Genomic DNA, 16,729 nt, shown 5'->3' on the forward strand with positions numbered 1-16,729 from the left:
CGGCAGGTGCGCGTGTCCCCGATCCAAAAAAAAGGACAAAGCATGAGCGGCGACATCAGACTGGACGGCCGGACCGCGCTGGTGACCGGCGCGGGGCGCGGGCTTGGCGCGGCAATGGCGCTCGCGCTCGTCCGGGCAGGGGCGGAAGTGACGATCGCCGACATCAATGAACAGGCGGTGCGCGAACAGGAGCGCGCCGCCGCCGCGTTGCAGCCTGCGAGCGCGGTACGCGGCCTGGTTGGGGATCTGCGCGACCGGGATTTCTGCCGCGCCGCAGTCCTTGCTTCCGGCGGCCCCGACATCCTTGTGAACAACGCGGCTCTGCTGCCCTCCTTCGCGCATCCGGGAAGGTTGCTCGAAGGCGGCAGGTTCAACCGTTTCTGGGAACTCGACGACAGTGTTGTGGAGGCGGTTCTGGATGTGAACTTCCTCGCCGCGGACCGGATGGCTCGGCTGAGCGCGCCGCGAATGATCGAAAAGGGCTGGGGGAGGATCGTCAACGTCGGAACGCGCCTCACCACGATGCACAATCCCGGGGCTTCGCCCTACGGACCGTCCAAGGCGGCACTCGAAATGGCCTCCGAGATCTGGGTAAAGGACCTGGCTGGGACGGGTGTGACGGTCAATCTTCTCAGCCCGGGCGCCGCGGCCGACACGCCCGGCTTCGCGACCGATGCCGAGAAGGCCAATCGCAGCCGCGACCCGAATTTTCACATGATGGCACCCCGAAAGATGGCCGCCCCCATCGTCTGGCTCGCCTCCGATCGGTCGAACGGGTTCAACGGCCATGCGATCGAAGCTGACGGTTGGGACGAAACCCGGCCCCCGGATGAGGAAGCGTTGCGCATCGCTCGCCCGCTTGGCTTCAAATTCCACACAGGCTCTGGAATTCGGTAACTGGACCGGCCAGGTCAACGATGACAGCGCATGCAATTTCTCTGAGCATTTTTGCATGTTCGCCGATTTGATCCTGGCGTCAGCCGTTGTCGCGTGTCGTTTTAGGCGGATCTGAGGCTATCGTTTCAAGCGCCATGCAACGTTTCATCTGCGAACTCAGAACTATTTGTAATTTCAGTGGGATAAGCGTATCATCCTGAGGAAGATGGCTACGTCAGCTTCAGCCGATCTGAATCTTTGCAAATTTAGTGAAGCGAAAACTTACGCCGACGAAAAGTGCAAGTGTATCAATGTAGTAATCGTTGCTCACTTGCAGGATATCGTTTCATGACCCGTCTGTATCTCGTCCTTGCTACTCTTTCCCCGTCATCGGCCCTGGGCAAGAAGGGAAAGCGAGAGTACGTGCAGGTGCTCCGGCTCCTTGAGACTTTTGAAATGGATCACGTCCATGGCGCCGTCAGGCATGCGCTCGATCTGGGTGCAATCGGCTATGACGCGGTCAAGTACCTGGTCCCGTGCCGGGTCGAACGTCGCCCACCGCGGCTCGATCTCGATATCTACCCTTACCTGCCGCGCGCCCGGGTCGAGACGACGAAGCCGGCCAGCTACATGAGCCTGATACGCGGAGCGAGGGCATGCCGTCGCCTTTGCCGTTTCGAACCGAACGGTTCGAAAAAACTGCTTGCCCGGCTCCGCGCGGCCGGGAGCGCTATGCTATTCAGGTCATCTCGCGCATGAACCTGGCGATCTTTCCGGCGATTCCACGCAGCGCACCATACTCTGCGGAGCGAAGTCCATGCCTGTAGTTCGGATGCGCGCTTCCAGGCTTTGCACCGCCCCTCGCACCATGCATACGGCATACAGACCAGCCGGCAACGGCGGGTGCGCGGCATCGTTCCTGCGTCGACTTAGCCGTCGCCGTGCAACGGGGAGCCTCATGAGCCCTTTGCATGAGGTTACCGCCCTTTTTCACGTCCACCCCCCTCCGAATGCACGCTTCCCACGATCGCCTGCCCCCCGGCGTTGACGGTGACATGTTCGACCCTAACAACCTGCGAACTTCCGGAGCGGTACCGGCGAAGCTGTTCCATCTGCATCCCGAAGGTCCGCGCAAGGCGGTTCATGATCCGATCATAGGCTTCGCGCGCGGTCACGTCGGGCGCGTCCCAGGCCTTTTTGGAAGCTTCCATCATACTGGCATGGGTCACGCCCATCTGCGTGACAAGCATGGCCTCGATGGCGTCCTTGGGCTCGAGTTCGGCGCCCATGGCGAGCACGAAGTCGCGAAACAATGCGCCCTTGAGTCCCAGGCCATTCAAGGTTGTCATCAAGAGACCAAGGGCCCCCACTTCAGTCTTCGTGTTGAAGATCTTCTTCAGGATATGGTTGTCGGGCGTCGCCTCGGCCAAATCTGTGGTGGGCAGGCCGTTCAGTGCCGTGGTAGGCCGCACATCGCGATCACGATCCGGGTCGACATCTTTGAAGCTTCGATCCGGACTTTCTTTCGTGAGATCTTGGGTTTCAACATTCGCAAGAGGGACAATTTGGGGAGTGTCTCTTGTCTTGGACATGGTCTCTATCCTTTCGCCGGGCTTGTTCAACTTCAGGAGGACGCCCGCATGGACGCGGGCTGCGGTGCCGTTTACTTAGCTTTGAAGTCTTGTTTCGCGCGGGCGTAGTTCCGGTTCAGTTGGGCCTCGAGACTACGGGCTTCTTCCTCCGTCATTACTGTCCTGGTATTGTCGATATGATGCTTAGAATATCTCTGCCGCTGCTCCTCGGTGATATACCCTCTCGAGGTGAGCTCTGCGGCCCCGCGGCCAAATATCCAGTAATCTCCAACGCTATCGCCTGCCCGAATGCGGGCGGCGTTGATCGCCAGTTCGTCGAATACGACCTCCTTCCTTGGCCCCGTCTGAAGTGCACCTTCTTCCCTTTGATTGGAGCACACCCCATACAACTCTCCCACGGTGGGCCACGCGCGCGTCTTCATTTGGCGAGAGCATATCTCGAGCGCCCGGCGCACCCAGGGCATGTAGCCTGCCTTGGGAGCCAATTCGATCAGGACCTTGAGGAGGGCGCTACCTTCCTCTTGGCGGGCTTTCTCATTCTGCCGCAAGTGAAATGGCGGCGTGTAGCGATCCAGAAACCCCTTGAGTTCGGCGCCGATTTCTCGCTTACGATTGATCATTGGAGGCACTCCTCTTCATCAGGCCTGTAGACCCACGAATGGCAGCTGATCCTGGTAAGCCGATTTTCGATCCGAGCCACCGGATCGACCACGCCGGCCTTGTCTGCCGGATCGACCACTCCGGCCTTGTCTGCTTCAGTGAGAGCGGTGAGGATGGAGGCGTCGTCGTGCTTCTTGCGCCATTTGCCGATTAGGGCTCGCGCATGCGCCTCTTTGATCCCATGTTCGACAAGGAAGATAACACCCTGATCAAAGATCCTCTTGAGCATTGATCCATTGGTGGCGAGGCGAGCTGTCGCCTCTGTGGCGCCAGCCAAAGAATCTTCTTTATTTTTCTCTTCTTCTTTAGTGGGTCCGCGATCTGGACTATTTTGTTTCCTGCTTGGCTCTGTCTTGTGTCCAGAGCCCTGGAATTTGTCGTAGTTACATATAGTTACAAGCGACTTCCCTGTATCCGTTTGATGGTCTATCAGTCGTCCGGCTTGCAGCTTCTTGAGAAACCCTTGCACGCGTTTGTGGGACTTCCATCCAAAATGGCTCTGAAGCTCGCGGATCGTGCAGAAGAATGACCCACGGGGCACCGGCATCAACTTGCCGCAGACCATGTGACGCGTATCTTTCCATGCAGCACGAGCCACCATCCAAATGAACGCTTCCCGCTCGGACATGGGGGCCGAAGTAAATGCGGACTCTTCAAAGATGTCTCGCGGAAGCGCGATCCATCCGTTCATTTCGACACCATTGCAGCATATGTGGGCGACATCGCCTCGTGCAGAGGAGCGGTCGTCCGCTGTTTCGGCTCTGGAAGCGATCTGGACTTAGGGCAAACGTAGGAGACCGCCAGACTGAATGGACGCTGTCGAATGCTCTTGTAGAAGGTGAAGTTATACACCGGTTCAGGCCTTTCGAGCTTGAGCGCCGGGTGTCGCTGCGCTATCTTCGGCCTTGTCACACGCCAAATGATAATGCCGCCGCCCGGTCGATTGGGTGGCGGTTTTACTCTGTATCGTAGCGGTTCTTCTTGGCCGTCTCGATCACGGCGAGAATCTCAGACTTCGTCCACCGGGAAAGCCCGCCCAACTTGATCGGCTTCGGGATGGTGCCGTCGGCAACGCGGCGCCAGAAGGTCGGCACCGAAATGGACAACAGGCCGGCCGCTTCTCGAACCTTGAGGAGGAGATCGGCTTGCTCTACAGCTTGGGAGTCATGGATTTTGTTGTGTGCGGACTGCATGGATGACCTCGATAATTGGTGCAACGAGGTCACGTCATTTGAACCCTCCTGCGAAGAGGGGATTTTTTTTCCCCTCCCCCTTCCGGCGATCAGCGTAAACCGATGGCGGTGTCCAGTTCAGCGGGGCTGAGGGTACGAAAACTCATGGTGTAGATTGGTGGAACCGAAGCGGGCACTCGCCATGGGTTCCATTTCACTTTCTCAGTCACCACATTTGCGTCAAAGAACTCTTCGAGCGCCCGGGCGAACCCGAGGTGCTCCATCACATTGGTATCGTCCAACCAGCTGGAATTGTCTTCTTCTTGGAACACCGTGATAGATGCCTGCAAATGCGATGTATTGCGGAAATCAGAAAACCCTGCCCTGACTTCCCGTTCGAGAGTTTCGATACTGGATGTTCCGCTATGTTGAAACTGGTTCCACGCCACGAGTCGAATGGCTGCTCCTGTGCTCGGCGGCTTACCGGTTGCTTGAGCGATCCGCACTAATTCTATCATGACCTGTCCAGCATAAATGCGATGCCTGAAATGTCCTGTGACTGCTCGAGCCAAAAGTTTCTCGAAGGGGTTTATTCCGGATGTACTCAGGTCCGAACGCAAGAGAGTCCGATAGGCCTGCAACACAACTTTTTCGTCGACTTTGTCCGGTTGGGCCATCCGTGCTAGCAGGTACAGGTCTGGTCGGTCGACCCAGTTTCCGTCTGCATTCTTGAGTGGCAGAAATCTGTGCGTCACTTTCAGCCTCCAGAACGGTGTTGGGCGCCGGTGGATCCATCGCAATGTGCCCCCCAGCGTGCGAGCAGTGCACGCCTTTGGTCAAGAAAATCCGTACGCCTGTACGCGCGCACCACGCCGCTGTCGGTCTTGTGCCCCAGGCAAGCTTCTGCGACCTCATGCGGGGCATCTGTCACCTCGGCAAGCCAGACGCGAAGGGTCGTGCGGAAGCCGTGTGGTCGGGCCTCCAGCCCGCGTCGCTCCATGAGGCGGGACATCGTGGCGTCTGAGATCACGCCCTTGCGCACGCTTGGAAACAGATACCCATCCCGAGCATGCCGCCGCGCGGACTGGATCACAGCGAGGGCCTCGGTCGAGAGCGGCACCCGAAAGTCCTCCGTCGCTCCCTTGCGACCCTTGATGGCCTCGCCGGGAATGGTCCACACGTTGCCATCGATCTGGCCCTCGTGCAGAAACCGGAGCGGCCTCGATCGAACGCCGGTCAGGATAAGGAGGCGCAGGGCCAGATGCGTGATCGATCCCTCGTCCAGGCTTTGGTAGAAGTCCGGTACCTCCTGCCATGTCAGAGCAGGGATGTGCGTAGTTTCGTGCCGCTGCTTGCCGAGAAGCTCCCGGGCTTTCATTGGAGCCTGCATGTCCACGTCCAGACCAAGCGCAGCGGCGTGTTTGAAGACGATGCCGAGGCGGTTCATTGCCTTACGGGCCGTCTCGGCCTTGTCATGCCAGATCGGCGCGAGGCAACCCCGGATGTCCTTCTGGTCGATATCGGCCACCGGAATGCTACCCAGTTTCGGCAAGACGTGAAGTTCAAGCGGACTGAACCACCGTCCCGCAATTCCATCGCCCCTCAACTCGGCCTTGCGGCTCTCGAAGGCATCCAGCGCCACATCCTTCAGGAGATGCAGATTGCGGACCGCCGTCTGGCGCGCGCGTTGGCGTTCCCGGATAGGATCAAGGTTGTCTCGTACCTTTGCACGGGCGTCTTCGGCCTTGCGGCGGGCCTCGGCGAGGGAAACCGCCGGATACGCGCCCAGACCCATCTCCCGGCGTCGACCGTAGATCGTGATCCGCTGCACCCATTGTGCGCCGCCACCCTTCCGCTTGACCAACCACAATCCGCCGCCATCCGCGTATTTTCCAGGCGCCAGCGCCACCACAGCCTTCGCGCTTAGTCTGTGCATGGCCCTCATTGCCTGTCCACCTTTCCTTGCCGAAATTCAATCCACCCCTCTATCCACCTCTATATATGGGATAGATATCAATCTGTTGATATCGGCTGATCCTCATTGAGGCAACAAAAACGATAGCTTGGGTGTTGGTCTGCTTTTAGATGACATGCATTGAAACTCATATGTAGCGTAGTACAATGCACTTCAGCGGCACCACTTTCCCCTCCAGAGATATCCTAAGACATCCAGAAAGCCCTGTGTTATAAGGGTTTCAGCGATGCCGGGTTGTCCGATGCTGTGCAGCCTGATCCGGTACGATACCCCCAGATTGGGGGTGTCTTCGGAGAGACTGAATCGCGATGCCCCCGGATGCCCTCTAGGTGTGAACTCTCAGTAGGTTGTTCACCCGGATCGGGGGTAGGCTGCAATCGCCAAACCACAGCCGAGGACCCCGAAGGATGAACAACCCGCATCAAGGTGCCCGTCTTACCGTCCATAGTCGAGAGCTGATCGTTGCCCGGCGCGCCGAAGGTCGTCCGGTGGCGGACCGTCCGGCCGACGTCGCTTCGGAGGGGCCGGCCCGGTGATCAACCCTGCTCCCTGGGGACCCGCAGGACCAGACCGTCCAGCGAGTCGCTGACCGTCAACTGGCACGACAGGCGCGAGTTCGGTGCCGGTTCCCAGGCGAATTCCAGCATGTCCGCTTCCATCGGGCCGGCCTCCCCGACCACTTCGGCGAATTCCGGCTCGACATAGACATGGCAGGTGGCGCAGGAGCAGGCGCCGCCGCATTCGGCTTCGATGCCGGGGACACCGGCGCGGACGGCGGACTCCATGACGCTCGCGCCGTTCTCGGCGTCGACCTCGAAGCGGCGTTCGTCGCTGGTGATGAAGGTGATACGGGCCATTCGGGGACCTTTCGGTTTCAGTGTCATTGAGTCGGCAGCGGGGCACGGCCGCAGGGAGGGCCTGCCTCGGCGCGATTTCCGGGGCCGGGTTCGGCGCAATTCTGGGAAAGGGCCTATTTCAGTCCGCAGGCCCGGAGAAACAGCGTGACGACTTCTTCCTCGACATGATCCATGTCGAATTCCTCATTCTCGCCAATCTGCATGAAGCTTTTGATCTGAACTTCGAAATCGGCGTAATGCTGCGTCACCGCCCAGATATGCATCTGGAACAACAGGGGATCGACGGGCCGGATCAATTCCTGATCCACCCAGGAGCGAATCAGCGCGACGGCTTCCTGCGTCGAGGCCTGGTATTGCGCCAGGTGCCGGGAAAGAAATGGCGCGCCATTGGTTATTTCGGCGGTAAACAGCCGCGATGCCTTCGGGTTTCTTTTTCCATATTCCAGCTTTTTGTGAATATAGGCGCGAATGATCTGCTCGGGCGTATCCCCGGCGGAGGAGCTGATGAATATCTCTTTCCATTCGTCCAGAATGTAGACGAGAATATCCTCGTACAGCTCCTCCTTGCTGGAGATGTAATAGTGAAGTTGCGGCTTGGTTAGGCCGGCGCGCTGCGCGATGGCTTGCGTCGAGGCGCCGACCAGACCCTTGCTGGCAAACTCGTCAATCGCGGCATCCCGGATGGCTGCGAGGATGCGCCGACGGCGTTCGAGCACCTTGCCGCGCGCCGTCGATTTGCCATCGTTCCGGATGTCTGCCTTGTCAGAACTCATAGATCGTTCGTTGACGGCCAGCGCCGCCCCTCACTTGTTCGCGGGTTTACGGGTTATAGGTCTTTTTGACGTCGAGACCTACGCCTTTGTTGACGAAGGCATCGGTGGCGACTTTCGACAGGTCCAGGCTGTCGTCTTCCACCACACCCGAATCGACGGCCAGCTTGTAGAATTCCTTGACCCGATCCATCGAAATCGCGCCAATTCCCTTTTCCAAGGTATCGCCGCTATCGACCAATCCCAATTCCTTGATCTTGGCCCGCTCATTATCCAGCGTTTCCCTGGACATGTCCGGATTGTCCTTCAGGATAATCTCATAGGCCTTGCTGTGATCGCCATAGAGGAAATTGTTCCAGCCGATGATCGTGGCATCCACGAAGCGCTGAACCAGCTCGGGGTCGTTTTCCACCATTTCCTGCCGGGCCTCGATGGTATTGGCATAGGTCGAGTAACCGTGGTCGGCCAGGAGGAAGGTATCGACGGCAACGCCTTCCTTTTCGGCATAGAGCGGCTCGGCCGTGGCATAGGCCTGCTGCACCATTTTCTCGTCGTTCAGGAACTGGGCCATGTTATAGCCATAGGGGCGCACCTGCTCGTCCCGGAAACCGAATTCGTTGACCAGCCAGGGCCAGAAACTGTATTGCGCGTCCTTGGCGATCAGCACCGACGGCGCCTTGGTCAGATCCTCGAATGTCTTGTAGACGCCCTTGTGCGCGATAAGCGCCTGCGGGTCCTTCTGATAGAAGGCGGCAACGACGATCGTGGGAATGTCGTTGGCGACATTGTGGAACGACAGCAGCAGGTTCCCGGTCAGCAGGAAGTCGAGCCGTCCGGCGGCCAGCATCGGCCGGTTGTTGACCTGCGGGCCGCCCATCTCGATCGTGACGTCGAGCCCGTATTTCTCGTAGGTGCCATCGGCCAGGGCCTGGTAGAAGCCGCCATGACCCGCCTGGGCAAGCCAGTTGGTTCCGACGACGATCTTGTCCAGCGCATAGCTGCACTGGGCCGACAAGGCGAGTGAAAGGCCGGCGATTGCCGCCTTGAGCGCGTTCTTCATGAGTGAAGTCCTCCCGTTAAATCTGGCTTCCGTCCTCGACGACCATCTCGGCCGTCCAACCCCGCGTCTTCCCCGGATTGAGAAGACCGTAGGGATCCGCTTGCTTCTTGAAGTCGATCTGCATGGTGTCGATCTGCTTCATCCCGCCGTCCTCGATCGTGTAGGCGTGCGGGTCGTAGATGGCGCAGCCGTCAAGCTGCTCGATCTCGCGAATGACTCGATAGGTTTCGTCGCGGTCGCGATAACGCACCAGCGGCAGGCCGAAGATCTGAACCTCTCCCTCGAGCTGCGCCATCTCGTGGTGCATGTACATCTCGTCGCCATAGCGCTCCATCTGGCGCTGCACGATCTCGGGATCGAAGGGCCGTGGATAGGCCACCTGAAGATAGCTCCAGCCGCTCTCGGCTTTCAGTGCCTGAAGGGTGGTGTGGTTCCAGCCGCATTCATAGGCCGGCTGAAGGCCGTTCTCGCGCAGCTCTTCCTTGGTCATCGCAAAGGAGACGCGGCCGCCGAATTCCGCGACCAGCGCCTTGAAACGGTCCATATCCCCGGGCGCGACCATGGCAAAGACGGCGTCCCGGTCCGAGGGGAACAGGTCGCCGAACTTGGTGTAGAACCGCGCAAAGCGCCGATCGACCGTGGTCAGAAGATAGCAGTCCAGCTTGTCTTCCAGCGCCTTCAGGCAGAAGCGCAGCGTGGCATCGTAGCTTTCGAACAGACCCGCGGTGTGAATCCAGTCGGTGGCCTTGGTCAGCCCGATCTCCAGCTCCATGACGATTCCGTTGGTCCCATAGGCGTGCTGGACCTTCTGAATCTCGGGGCCATGCAGCTCGATGATCCGGGGTTCGCGCTCGACGGTCATCACCTTGACCGAATAGATGTTGCCGTCATCGCGCAGCATGCCGTGCCGGAGCGAGCCGATACCGCCCGAGCCGCCGGTGAAGAAGCCGCCGATCGTCGCGATCCGGCGCGTCGACGGGTACATCAGCAGTTCCTGCCCTGTCTCGCGCACCGCATCGTCAAGTTTCGCGATCCTGGCGCCTGCCTCGACCCGCACCCGGCCCTGTCCGATTTCGAGAACCCGGTTGACCTTGGTCATGTCCAGCATGATGCCGCCTTCCAGCGGCACGCATTGGCCATAGTTCCCGGTCCCCCCGCCACGCACGGTGATCGGGATCCGCAACCGGGCGGCGGCGGCGGCAATGCGGCGCACCTCGTCCTGATCCTTGGGGACCACCACCAAATCCCCGACATAGTGCCCGATGTCCTCGTTCAGGATCGGGCTGTACCAGAAATAGTCGCGCGACCGCAGCGCGACCTGTTTCGGATCGTCATAGATCTGGATGCCGTCGATCGCGGCGCGGAAAGATGTCCAGTCGTAGTCGTGCGCAGGCTTTGTCAGCGTGCTCATGCGTTTCTCCAGTCGAAGTGATTTGCGGGCAGCGGCCGGCCGCCCCGGTAGACGATGCGCTCGGCCCTCGGGCGGCTGATCAACTCGCCCAGATCCTCGGCGGCGTGCCAGATGAAGTCGGCGGGGCCGCCCTCGGCGAGCAGTCCTGAAAGGTTGCCGGAACAAAGACGGCCCGGCAGGCTGGTGATGCTGTCGATCCAGTCCTCCGGCGCGATCTGGCACGCCGTCGCGGCCAGGCGCAGGATCGACAGGGGGTCGTAGTCACCATAGGGATAGAAGGCGTCTCCGACATTGTCGCTGCCCAGCATCGTCGCGATCCCGGCCCGGCGCGCCTCCTTGATCGGGGCGATGCCGCGCCGGCGCGGAGAGACACCTTCGCCGCGGTCCTGCAGGTAGAGATTGGAGGTCGGCAGAGCGACCAGCGCCACGCCCGCCTCTGCCGCCGCCGCGAGAATGCGGTCGAGTTCCTCCGCGGTCCGGACCGCCAGCGAACAGGCATGGCCGCACAGCACCCGGTCGCGATAGCCATGCCGGGCCGTGGCCGCGACGATCAGCTCGAAACCGTTCGCCTCGGGGTCGAGACCCTCATCGACATGGAAATCGAGGTCCAGATCGTGCTGCCGCGCCAGCGCGAACATCGTCTCGACCTTCTCTGCCAGCCCCTCGTCGCGATAGAAGAAGGCGCCCAGGACGCCGCCGTCCTGCCGGACCCTGGCGGCAATATCGCCGGCAGCCGAGGGCACCAGGTCGCCCCGTACCAGCGCCGCGATCTGAAGCTCGACCCGGCCCTTCCATTCCTCGCGCAGCGCCACCAGCACCGGCCAGGCCTCGGGCACCTCGGGGGCGATCCAGTCGACATGGGTCCGCATCGCGCCGACGCCCAGGCGATAGGCGTTCTCGAGCGCGCGGTTGGCGCGGGCCCTGATATCTGCGGCCGTCCAGCGTGGCCGGTCCTGCTCCATCAGCGCGATCGCGTCGAACAGGCTTTCGACCCGGGCTTGCCCGGCGCCGCCGATACGCGAGATCGTGTAGGTCTTGTCCAGATGCACATGCACGTCCGTGAACAGCGGCGTCACCACGCCGCCCCGGCTCTCCGTGGACGGCGTCAGGCTCACGATCCTGTCGTCTTCGGCGACAAGATCAAAATGCCCCGGCCGGCCCGGCATCGCCACGCCGGTCAGTCGCGTGCCGGTGGCGCCGGCAGCGGTCCGCCCGGGCGCCGGTGCATGTCCCCTCGACATGCTCAGTTCTCCCGACGGACTTCGCTCTCGTGCCAGTTTCCGAGAACGGCACGCGACAGCCAGCTGGTGGCCAGGAAGATGGCGATCCCCACCACCGACACCAGGAACAGGGCGGCGAACATCCGGGGGATCTCGTTGCGGAAGCTCGATTCCAGGATCCGCGAGGCCAGGCCGGTGCTCTGGCCCGCCGTGCCGGCCACGAACTCGGCCACCACCGCACCGATCAGGGCCAGCCCGCCGGCGATCTTCAGGGCGGCCATGAAATACGGCAGCGCACTGGGGGCCAGCAGGTAGCGCAGGCGTTGCAGCGGCGTGGCTCGATAGAGCGTGAACAGGTCGCGCAGGTTGTGGTCGGCGCTGCGCAGCCCGATCACGGTGCTCGACAGGATCGGGAAGAAGGCGACGATCCAGGCACAGATCAGCAGCGCCGAGAACGTGTCGCGCACATAGATCAGGATCAGCGGCGCGATGGCCACGACCGGGGTCACCTGCAGGATCACCGCAAAGGGGAAGAAGCACATCTCGACGGTGCGGGACAGGGCGAAGATCGAGCCGAGAATGATGCCGCCCACCGTCGCGAAGAACAGCGACAGCAGCGTCAGCTTGATGGTGAACCACATCGACCCCATCAGCGAGGGACCGTCCTTCACAAGCGTCTCGGCAATCACCGACGGGGCCGGGATCAGGTATTTGGGAACCTGATAATAGCGCACCAGCCCCTCCCAGATCCCGAGCGCGACGACGATGGTCAGGACCGGAAGGACGATTCGCATGGCACGATCGACGCGGGCGTGCCGCTGCTGGTCGGAATTCAGAACCGGGGTCTCCGTGGTCATGGATCTGGCCTTCAATGGTTGATGTCGCCGGTGTCGAGCGTCTCGTTGAGCGCATCGGACACCACCGCGCAGTAATTGGCGTATTCGGGCGTGTTGCGGAAATTCTCGGCGCGCGGATAGGGCGCCTGAATCTCGATGTCCGAGACGACCCGTCCCGGCCGCGCCGCCATCACCACCACCCGGTTCGACAGGTAGACGGATTCATAGACGCTGTGGGTGACGAAGATCACCGTCAGGTTGTACTCCTGCCACAACCGCAGGACGTCGTTGTTGAGCTTGAAGCGGGTCATTTCGTCGAGGGCGGCAAAGGGCTCGTCCATCAGCAGCAGACGCGACCGCGTGACCAGCGCCCGGGCAATGGAGACCCGCATCTTCATGCCCCCGGACAGCTCGCGCGGATAGGATTTGGCGAACTTGCTCAGCCCGACCTGGGCCAGCGCGTCCTCGACCCGTGGTTCCGCCTTCTTGCGTGAAACCCCGGCCAGGCGCAGCGGCAGGTAGACATTGTTGAAGACAGTCGCCCAGGGCATCAGGGTCGGCTCCTGAAAGACAAAGCCGATGTCCTGCGGTCCGTGGTCCTCGCCACCGAACCGGATCTGGCCGGTCGAGACCGAGGTCAGCCCGGCGATCATCCGCAGGGCCGTGCTCTTGCCGCAGCCCGAGGGGCCGAGGAAGCTCACGAACTGGCCCTGTTCGATCTTCAGCGACATGTCGCGAACCGCGATCAGGCCGGAGCCGTATTGCTTGGAGACATTGTCTATGTTGATCAACGTCGGTGCCGTTGCAGTGCTCATGCCGTCACCTCACCAAGCCGTCGGGTTGTCGAGCCAGGAGAGCGGCGCATGTTCGACCTCGGCCAGCAGTTCGACCAGCCGGTCGGCGGCATATTCCACGGTCTGGTGGCCCTTGTCGGCCGTCGCCGCCGCCGCATTTCCGGCCGCACCCTGCGGGTTCATGTCCTGGATCTGCCAGCCGGGTTTCGCGCCCGACAGCGAGATATGGGTGAAGTCGCGCGCGAAGGTCTCGGTCAGGGTGCCGAAGTCCTGCGCCTTGTCCATGTCGACCAGTTCGGGATGCAGGTGAAGCATCACCGAGGTCTCCATGTCGCCGGCATGGATGCCGTGCTGCATCTCGTGATCGCTGTAGAGACCCGACGGCAGGCCGAGGCCGAACCAGTTGACGCAGAACACCATCATGTTGTGCCGGACCCGCAGTTCACGGGCGACGATGTCCATGGTGCTGATCTGGCCGCCGTGGCTGTTGAGCAGGACAAGCTTTCTGACGCCGCTGGCCGCGACGCAGGCGCCGATCTCGCACCACATCGAGATCAGCGTCTGCGCCGAGAAGGTCAGCGTCCCGGGATAGCGGCTGTGCTCGTTGCTCTTGCCGATGGCCTGGGTCGGAAGGAACAGGGTCTTGCTCGAGGCCGGGAGCTTCGCGATGACCGCTTCGACCATGCCGTTGACGATCGCCGCATCGACCGCCAGGGGCAGGTGCGGCCCGTGCTGCTCGGTGGCGCCGACGGGAAGAACCGCGACGATCTGTTCGCGGTCCAGTCGGGAAAACGCTTCGCTCGTGTAGTCGGACCAGTATCTCTTCAAGGCCTCAGCCCCTCCCTCTCGATTCACGGGCCGCGACGTGCCTCCGCACGAGATCACTCGCGGGGCTGTGCCTCGGCACGGCAACTGACAATTCAATGAAGTGCCGTCGTGTCACGCCCCGGAACCGGAACATGGACCTCGACAGCCGCACACACTCTCACATGGTCGTTCGCGCACCCACGTGGCAACTCTATCCTGATGCAATTCCTCCCGAACACGCGGTGTGACCCGGTGTTCGATCGCACTATCATGTAATCAAACCAATCGGTCAAACTAATTGTTCAAATTTCTTTTCGGGCATGCGATAGGGGCAGAGCCGCACGAGTCGACGGGGCCGTCGCGGCGGCCGGGATCGCTCTGGGAGGCGGAGTTCCGGGCCGCCAGGACCCGAACGGCGGCACAGAACATGCAGGCTGGAGGAGACATGAGCGACAGATGTATCATCGCTGGCGCGGACCAGGCTGGCGCACGGGCCCCTTTCAGACTGCGCCAGGAGGGCCATGCCGGCGAGCCGCACCATGGCACCCGGGTCTGCGCCTGCCGGACGGACACGCGAAAGCCCATGCTTGTCGATAGGTTCAAGCGTGGCGGGAGCGATCCGGTTCGTGCCACAGGTGCCCGGACACGGCTGCCGGACCTGCCCGGGGCCGGGGCCCTGCGCAGCCCGCCGGTCCCCGCCTGACTGCTCTTGTCGTCCGGCAACATCCTCAAACACGCTCTCTGAACAGGTAGGAAAATGGTTCATTGTCTCATCATCGGCGGCGCCGGCATGCTCGGCTCCGGGCTCGCGGCCCGGCTCGCCCGGACCGGCAAGCTCGGCGACCGGGCCGTCTCCCGATTGACACTGTTCGATGTCGTGGCGCCGGGCTCCATTCCCGAAGGCGGCGCCGTATCGGTTGGGGTCAAGACCGGCGACATCGCGCGGCCCGAAACGGTCGAGGCCCTGGTCGCCGCCCGGCCCGACGTGATCTTCCACCTGGCGGCCATCGTCTCGGGCGAGGCCGAACGTGACTTCGAGAAAGGCTATCGGATCAACCTCGACGGCACCCGAAACCTGTTCGAAGCCGTCCGCAAGGCGCATGAGAGCGACGGCTATCATCCGCGCATCGTGTTCACCTCGTCGCTGGCGGTCTTCGGTTCTCCGCTGCCCGATGTCATCGACGACGACCACATCCTCACCCCGCGTTCGAGCTATGGAACCCAGAAGGCAATCTGCGAGCTGCTGCTGGCCGACTACAGCCGGCGCGGCTATTTCGACGGCATCGGAATCCGCCTGCCGACCATCTGCATCCGCCCCGGCAAGCCCAATGCGGCGGCGTCCGGGTTCTTCTCCAGCATCCTGCGCGAGCCCTTGGCCGGACTTCCGGCGGTGCTGCCGGTGGACCCCTCGGTGCGGCACTGGTTTGCCAGTCCGCGTGCCGCGGTCGGCTTCATCGCCCATGCCGCGACCGTCGACAGCGCGCTTCTGGACGAACGCCGCAACCTGACCATGCCGGGCGTCTCGGCCACCGTCGCGGACGAGATCGAGGCGCTGCGCGCCGTCGCCGGCGACTCGGCCGTGGAGTTGATCCGGCACGAGATCGACCCGGCCGTCGTCGCCATCATCTCGACCTGGCCGAAAGCCTTTGACGCGCGGCGCGCCGAAGAGCTCGGCTTCACCGCCGACAAGTCCTTCGCCGCGATCATCGAGGCCCATATCGAAGACCATGCAGCAGATAGGGAGACCCCGGCATGAACACCGACCTCCAGAGCAACGCCCCCACTGAAGCCGGACGGCATTTCGTGCTGCTCGGCCTTGGCGCCATGGGCTACGGCATCGGGCAATCGCTGCTCCGGGCCGGCCTCGCGGTCGATGGCTTTGACCTCAATCCCGAAACGCAGCAACGGTTCCGGGCCGAGTCCGGGCGCGAAAGCAGCCTCGACGAGGCCTGCGCCGAAGCCGACGGTGTCATCCTGGTGGTGGTGAACGCCGCCCAGACCGAAGAGGCGCTGTTCGGCGATCAGGGACTGGCGGCGCGGCTGAAGCCGGGATCGGTCGTCATCAGCTGCGCAACGATCGACGCGGAGCAGGCGATCAACTTCGAGTCCCGTCTGGTGGCCATGGGCATTCACTATCTGGATGCCCCGATTTCCGGCGGCTCGGCGAGGGCCGCTTCGGGTCAGCTCAGCGTCATGGCCTCGGGCCACCCGGACGCCTTCGCGCGGGCCGAGGCGGCACTGGGCGCGATGGCCGAGACGGTGTTCCGGCTGGGCGACCGGGCCGGGCCGGGATCGGCGATGAAAAGCATCAACCAGCTTCTCGCCGGTGTCCACATCGCCGCCACCGCCGAAGCCTTTGCCTTCGGCCTGTCGCAAGGTATCGATGCCGACCAGATCATGCAGGTGATCCCGCATTGCGCCGGCACCTCCTGGATGCTCGAGAACCGCGGCCCCTATATCGCCGACGGCGACTACCGGCCGCATTCCGCGGTGGACATCTTCGTCAAGGACCTGGGGATCGTCACCGATGCCGCCAGGAACGCGGCATTGGAGTTGCCGGTCGCAGCGGCTGCGCAGGACCGTTTCAGGCAGGCTTCGTCGAAGGGTCTTGGCCGCGAGGGCGACGTGGCGGTGATAAAGCTCTATGCCGAGGCCGCCGGCCTGACCCTGCCCCCCAAACGCTACGAGGATGACTGACA

The 16,729-nt window shown here is 62.1% G+C and carries 17 protein-coding genes and 1 pseudogene; 4 read left to right on the forward strand and 14 right to left on the reverse strand.

Annotated elements, in window-relative coordinates:
* Positions 1-42: 42 nt before the first annotated feature.
* The gene (locus NUW50_RS09585; RefSeq protein ID WP_258288877.1) at positions 43-897 is read left to right on the forward strand and encodes an SDR family oxidoreductase; all 855 of its coding nucleotides are present in this window, start codon (positions 43-45) and stop codon (positions 895-897) included.
* Positions 898-1,278: 381 nt separating this feature from the next.
* A pseudogene (locus tag NUW50_RS09590) lies at positions 1,279-1,518 on the forward strand (IS21 family transposase); the annotation flags it as partial.
* A gap of 335 nt (positions 1,519-1,853) precedes the next feature.
* On the opposite strand, the gene NUW50_RS09595 reads toward NUW50_RS09590, so the two are convergent.
* From NUW50_RS09595 to NUW50_RS09660, 14 genes are all read right to left on the reverse strand, one after another.
* Positions 1,854-2,468, reverse strand: a complete 615-nt coding sequence (locus NUW50_RS09595) for a hypothetical protein (RefSeq protein WP_258288878.1) — start codon at positions 2,466-2,468, stop codon at positions 1,854-1,856.
* A gap of 71 nt (positions 2,469-2,539) precedes the next feature.
* Entirely contained in the window at positions 2,540-3,088 is a 549-nt protein-coding gene (locus NUW50_RS09600) for a hypothetical protein (RefSeq protein ID WP_258288879.1), read from the reverse strand.
* Positions 3,085-3,819 carry a hypothetical protein gene (locus NUW50_RS09605; protein WP_258288880.1) on the reverse strand — a complete coding sequence of 245 codons (735 nt, stop codon included), beginning with the start codon at positions 3,817-3,819 and terminating at the stop codon, positions 3,085-3,087. The genes NUW50_RS09600 and NUW50_RS09605 overlap by 4 nt, the downstream gene beginning before the upstream one ends.
* Positions 3,820-4,084: 265 nt before the next feature.
* Positions 4,085-4,321 (reverse strand): helix-turn-helix transcriptional regulator, encoded by a 237-nt coding sequence (locus NUW50_RS09610; RefSeq protein WP_258288881.1) that lies wholly within the window; start codon positions 4,319-4,321, stop codon positions 4,085-4,087.
* 89 nt (positions 4,322-4,410) lie between these two features.
* Positions 4,411-4,977: a hypothetical protein gene (locus tag NUW50_RS09615; protein WP_258288882.1), complete on the reverse strand. Its 567-nt coding sequence runs from the start codon at positions 4,975-4,977 to the stop codon at positions 4,411-4,413.
* A gap of 80 nt (positions 4,978-5,057) precedes the next feature.
* Positions 5,058-6,245 carry a tyrosine-type recombinase/integrase gene (locus NUW50_RS09620; protein WP_258288883.1) on the reverse strand — a complete coding sequence of 396 codons (1,188 nt, stop codon included), beginning with the start codon at positions 6,243-6,245 and terminating at the stop codon, positions 5,058-5,060.
* Between the two features lie 566 nt (positions 6,246-6,811).
* Positions 6,812-7,132 (reverse strand): (2Fe-2S)-binding protein, encoded by a 321-nt coding sequence (locus NUW50_RS09625; RefSeq protein ID WP_258288884.1) that lies wholly within the window; start codon positions 7,130-7,132, stop codon positions 6,812-6,814.
* Between the two features lie 113 nt (positions 7,133-7,245).
* Positions 7,246-7,905, reverse strand: a complete 660-nt coding sequence (locus NUW50_RS09630; protein WP_258288885.1) for a TetR family transcriptional regulator C-terminal domain-containing protein — start codon at positions 7,903-7,905, stop codon at positions 7,246-7,248.
* 46 nt (positions 7,906-7,951) lie between these two features.
* Complete coding sequence (locus NUW50_RS09635; protein ID WP_258288886.1) at positions 7,952-8,962, reverse strand: ABC transporter substrate-binding protein; 1,011 nt, start codon at positions 8,960-8,962, stop codon at positions 7,952-7,954.
* 16 nt (positions 8,963-8,978) lie between these two features.
* Positions 8,979-10,373 carry an FAD-binding oxidoreductase gene (locus tag NUW50_RS09640; RefSeq protein ID WP_258288887.1) on the reverse strand — a complete coding sequence of 465 codons (1,395 nt, stop codon included), beginning with the start codon at positions 10,371-10,373 and terminating at the stop codon, positions 8,979-8,981.
* Entirely contained in the window at positions 10,370-11,614 is a 1,245-nt protein-coding gene (locus NUW50_RS09645; protein ID WP_258288888.1) for an amidohydrolase family protein, read from the reverse strand. The genes NUW50_RS09640 and NUW50_RS09645 overlap by 4 nt, the downstream gene beginning before the upstream one ends.
* Before the next feature lie 2 nt (positions 11,615-11,616).
* Positions 11,617-12,450 (reverse strand): ABC transporter permease, encoded by an 834-nt coding sequence (locus tag NUW50_RS09650; protein WP_258288889.1) that lies wholly within the window; start codon positions 12,448-12,450, stop codon positions 11,617-11,619.
* 11 nt (positions 12,451-12,461) lie between these two features.
* The gene (locus tag NUW50_RS09655) at positions 12,462-13,244 is read right to left on the reverse strand and encodes an ABC transporter ATP-binding protein (protein WP_258288890.1); all 783 of its coding nucleotides are present in this window, start codon (positions 13,242-13,244) and stop codon (positions 12,462-12,464) included.
* Positions 13,245-13,253: 9 nt separating this feature from the next.
* Entirely contained in the window at positions 13,254-14,051 is a 798-nt protein-coding gene (locus NUW50_RS09660) for a creatininase family protein (RefSeq protein WP_258288891.1), read from the reverse strand.
* Between the two features lie 736 nt (positions 14,052-14,787).
* On the opposite strand from NUW50_RS09660, the gene denD reads away from it, so the two are divergent.
* Complete coding sequence (gene denD, locus NUW50_RS09665; RefSeq protein ID WP_258288892.1) at positions 14,788-15,786, forward strand: D-erythronate dehydrogenase; 999 nt, start codon at positions 14,788-14,790, stop codon at positions 15,784-15,786.
* The gene (gene ltnD / locus NUW50_RS09670; protein WP_258288893.1) at positions 15,783-16,727 is read left to right on the forward strand and encodes an L-threonate dehydrogenase; all 945 of its coding nucleotides are present in this window, start codon (positions 15,783-15,785) and stop codon (positions 16,725-16,727) included. The genes denD and ltnD overlap by 4 nt, the downstream gene beginning before the upstream one ends.
* The last annotated feature ends 2 nt before the right edge of the window (positions 16,728-16,729 follow it).

The sequence above is a fragment of the Frigidibacter sp. ROC022 genome (assembly GCF_024723735.1).
In the GTDB taxonomy this organism is placed as follows: domain Bacteria; phylum Pseudomonadota; class Alphaproteobacteria; order Rhodobacterales; family Rhodobacteraceae; genus SLM-1.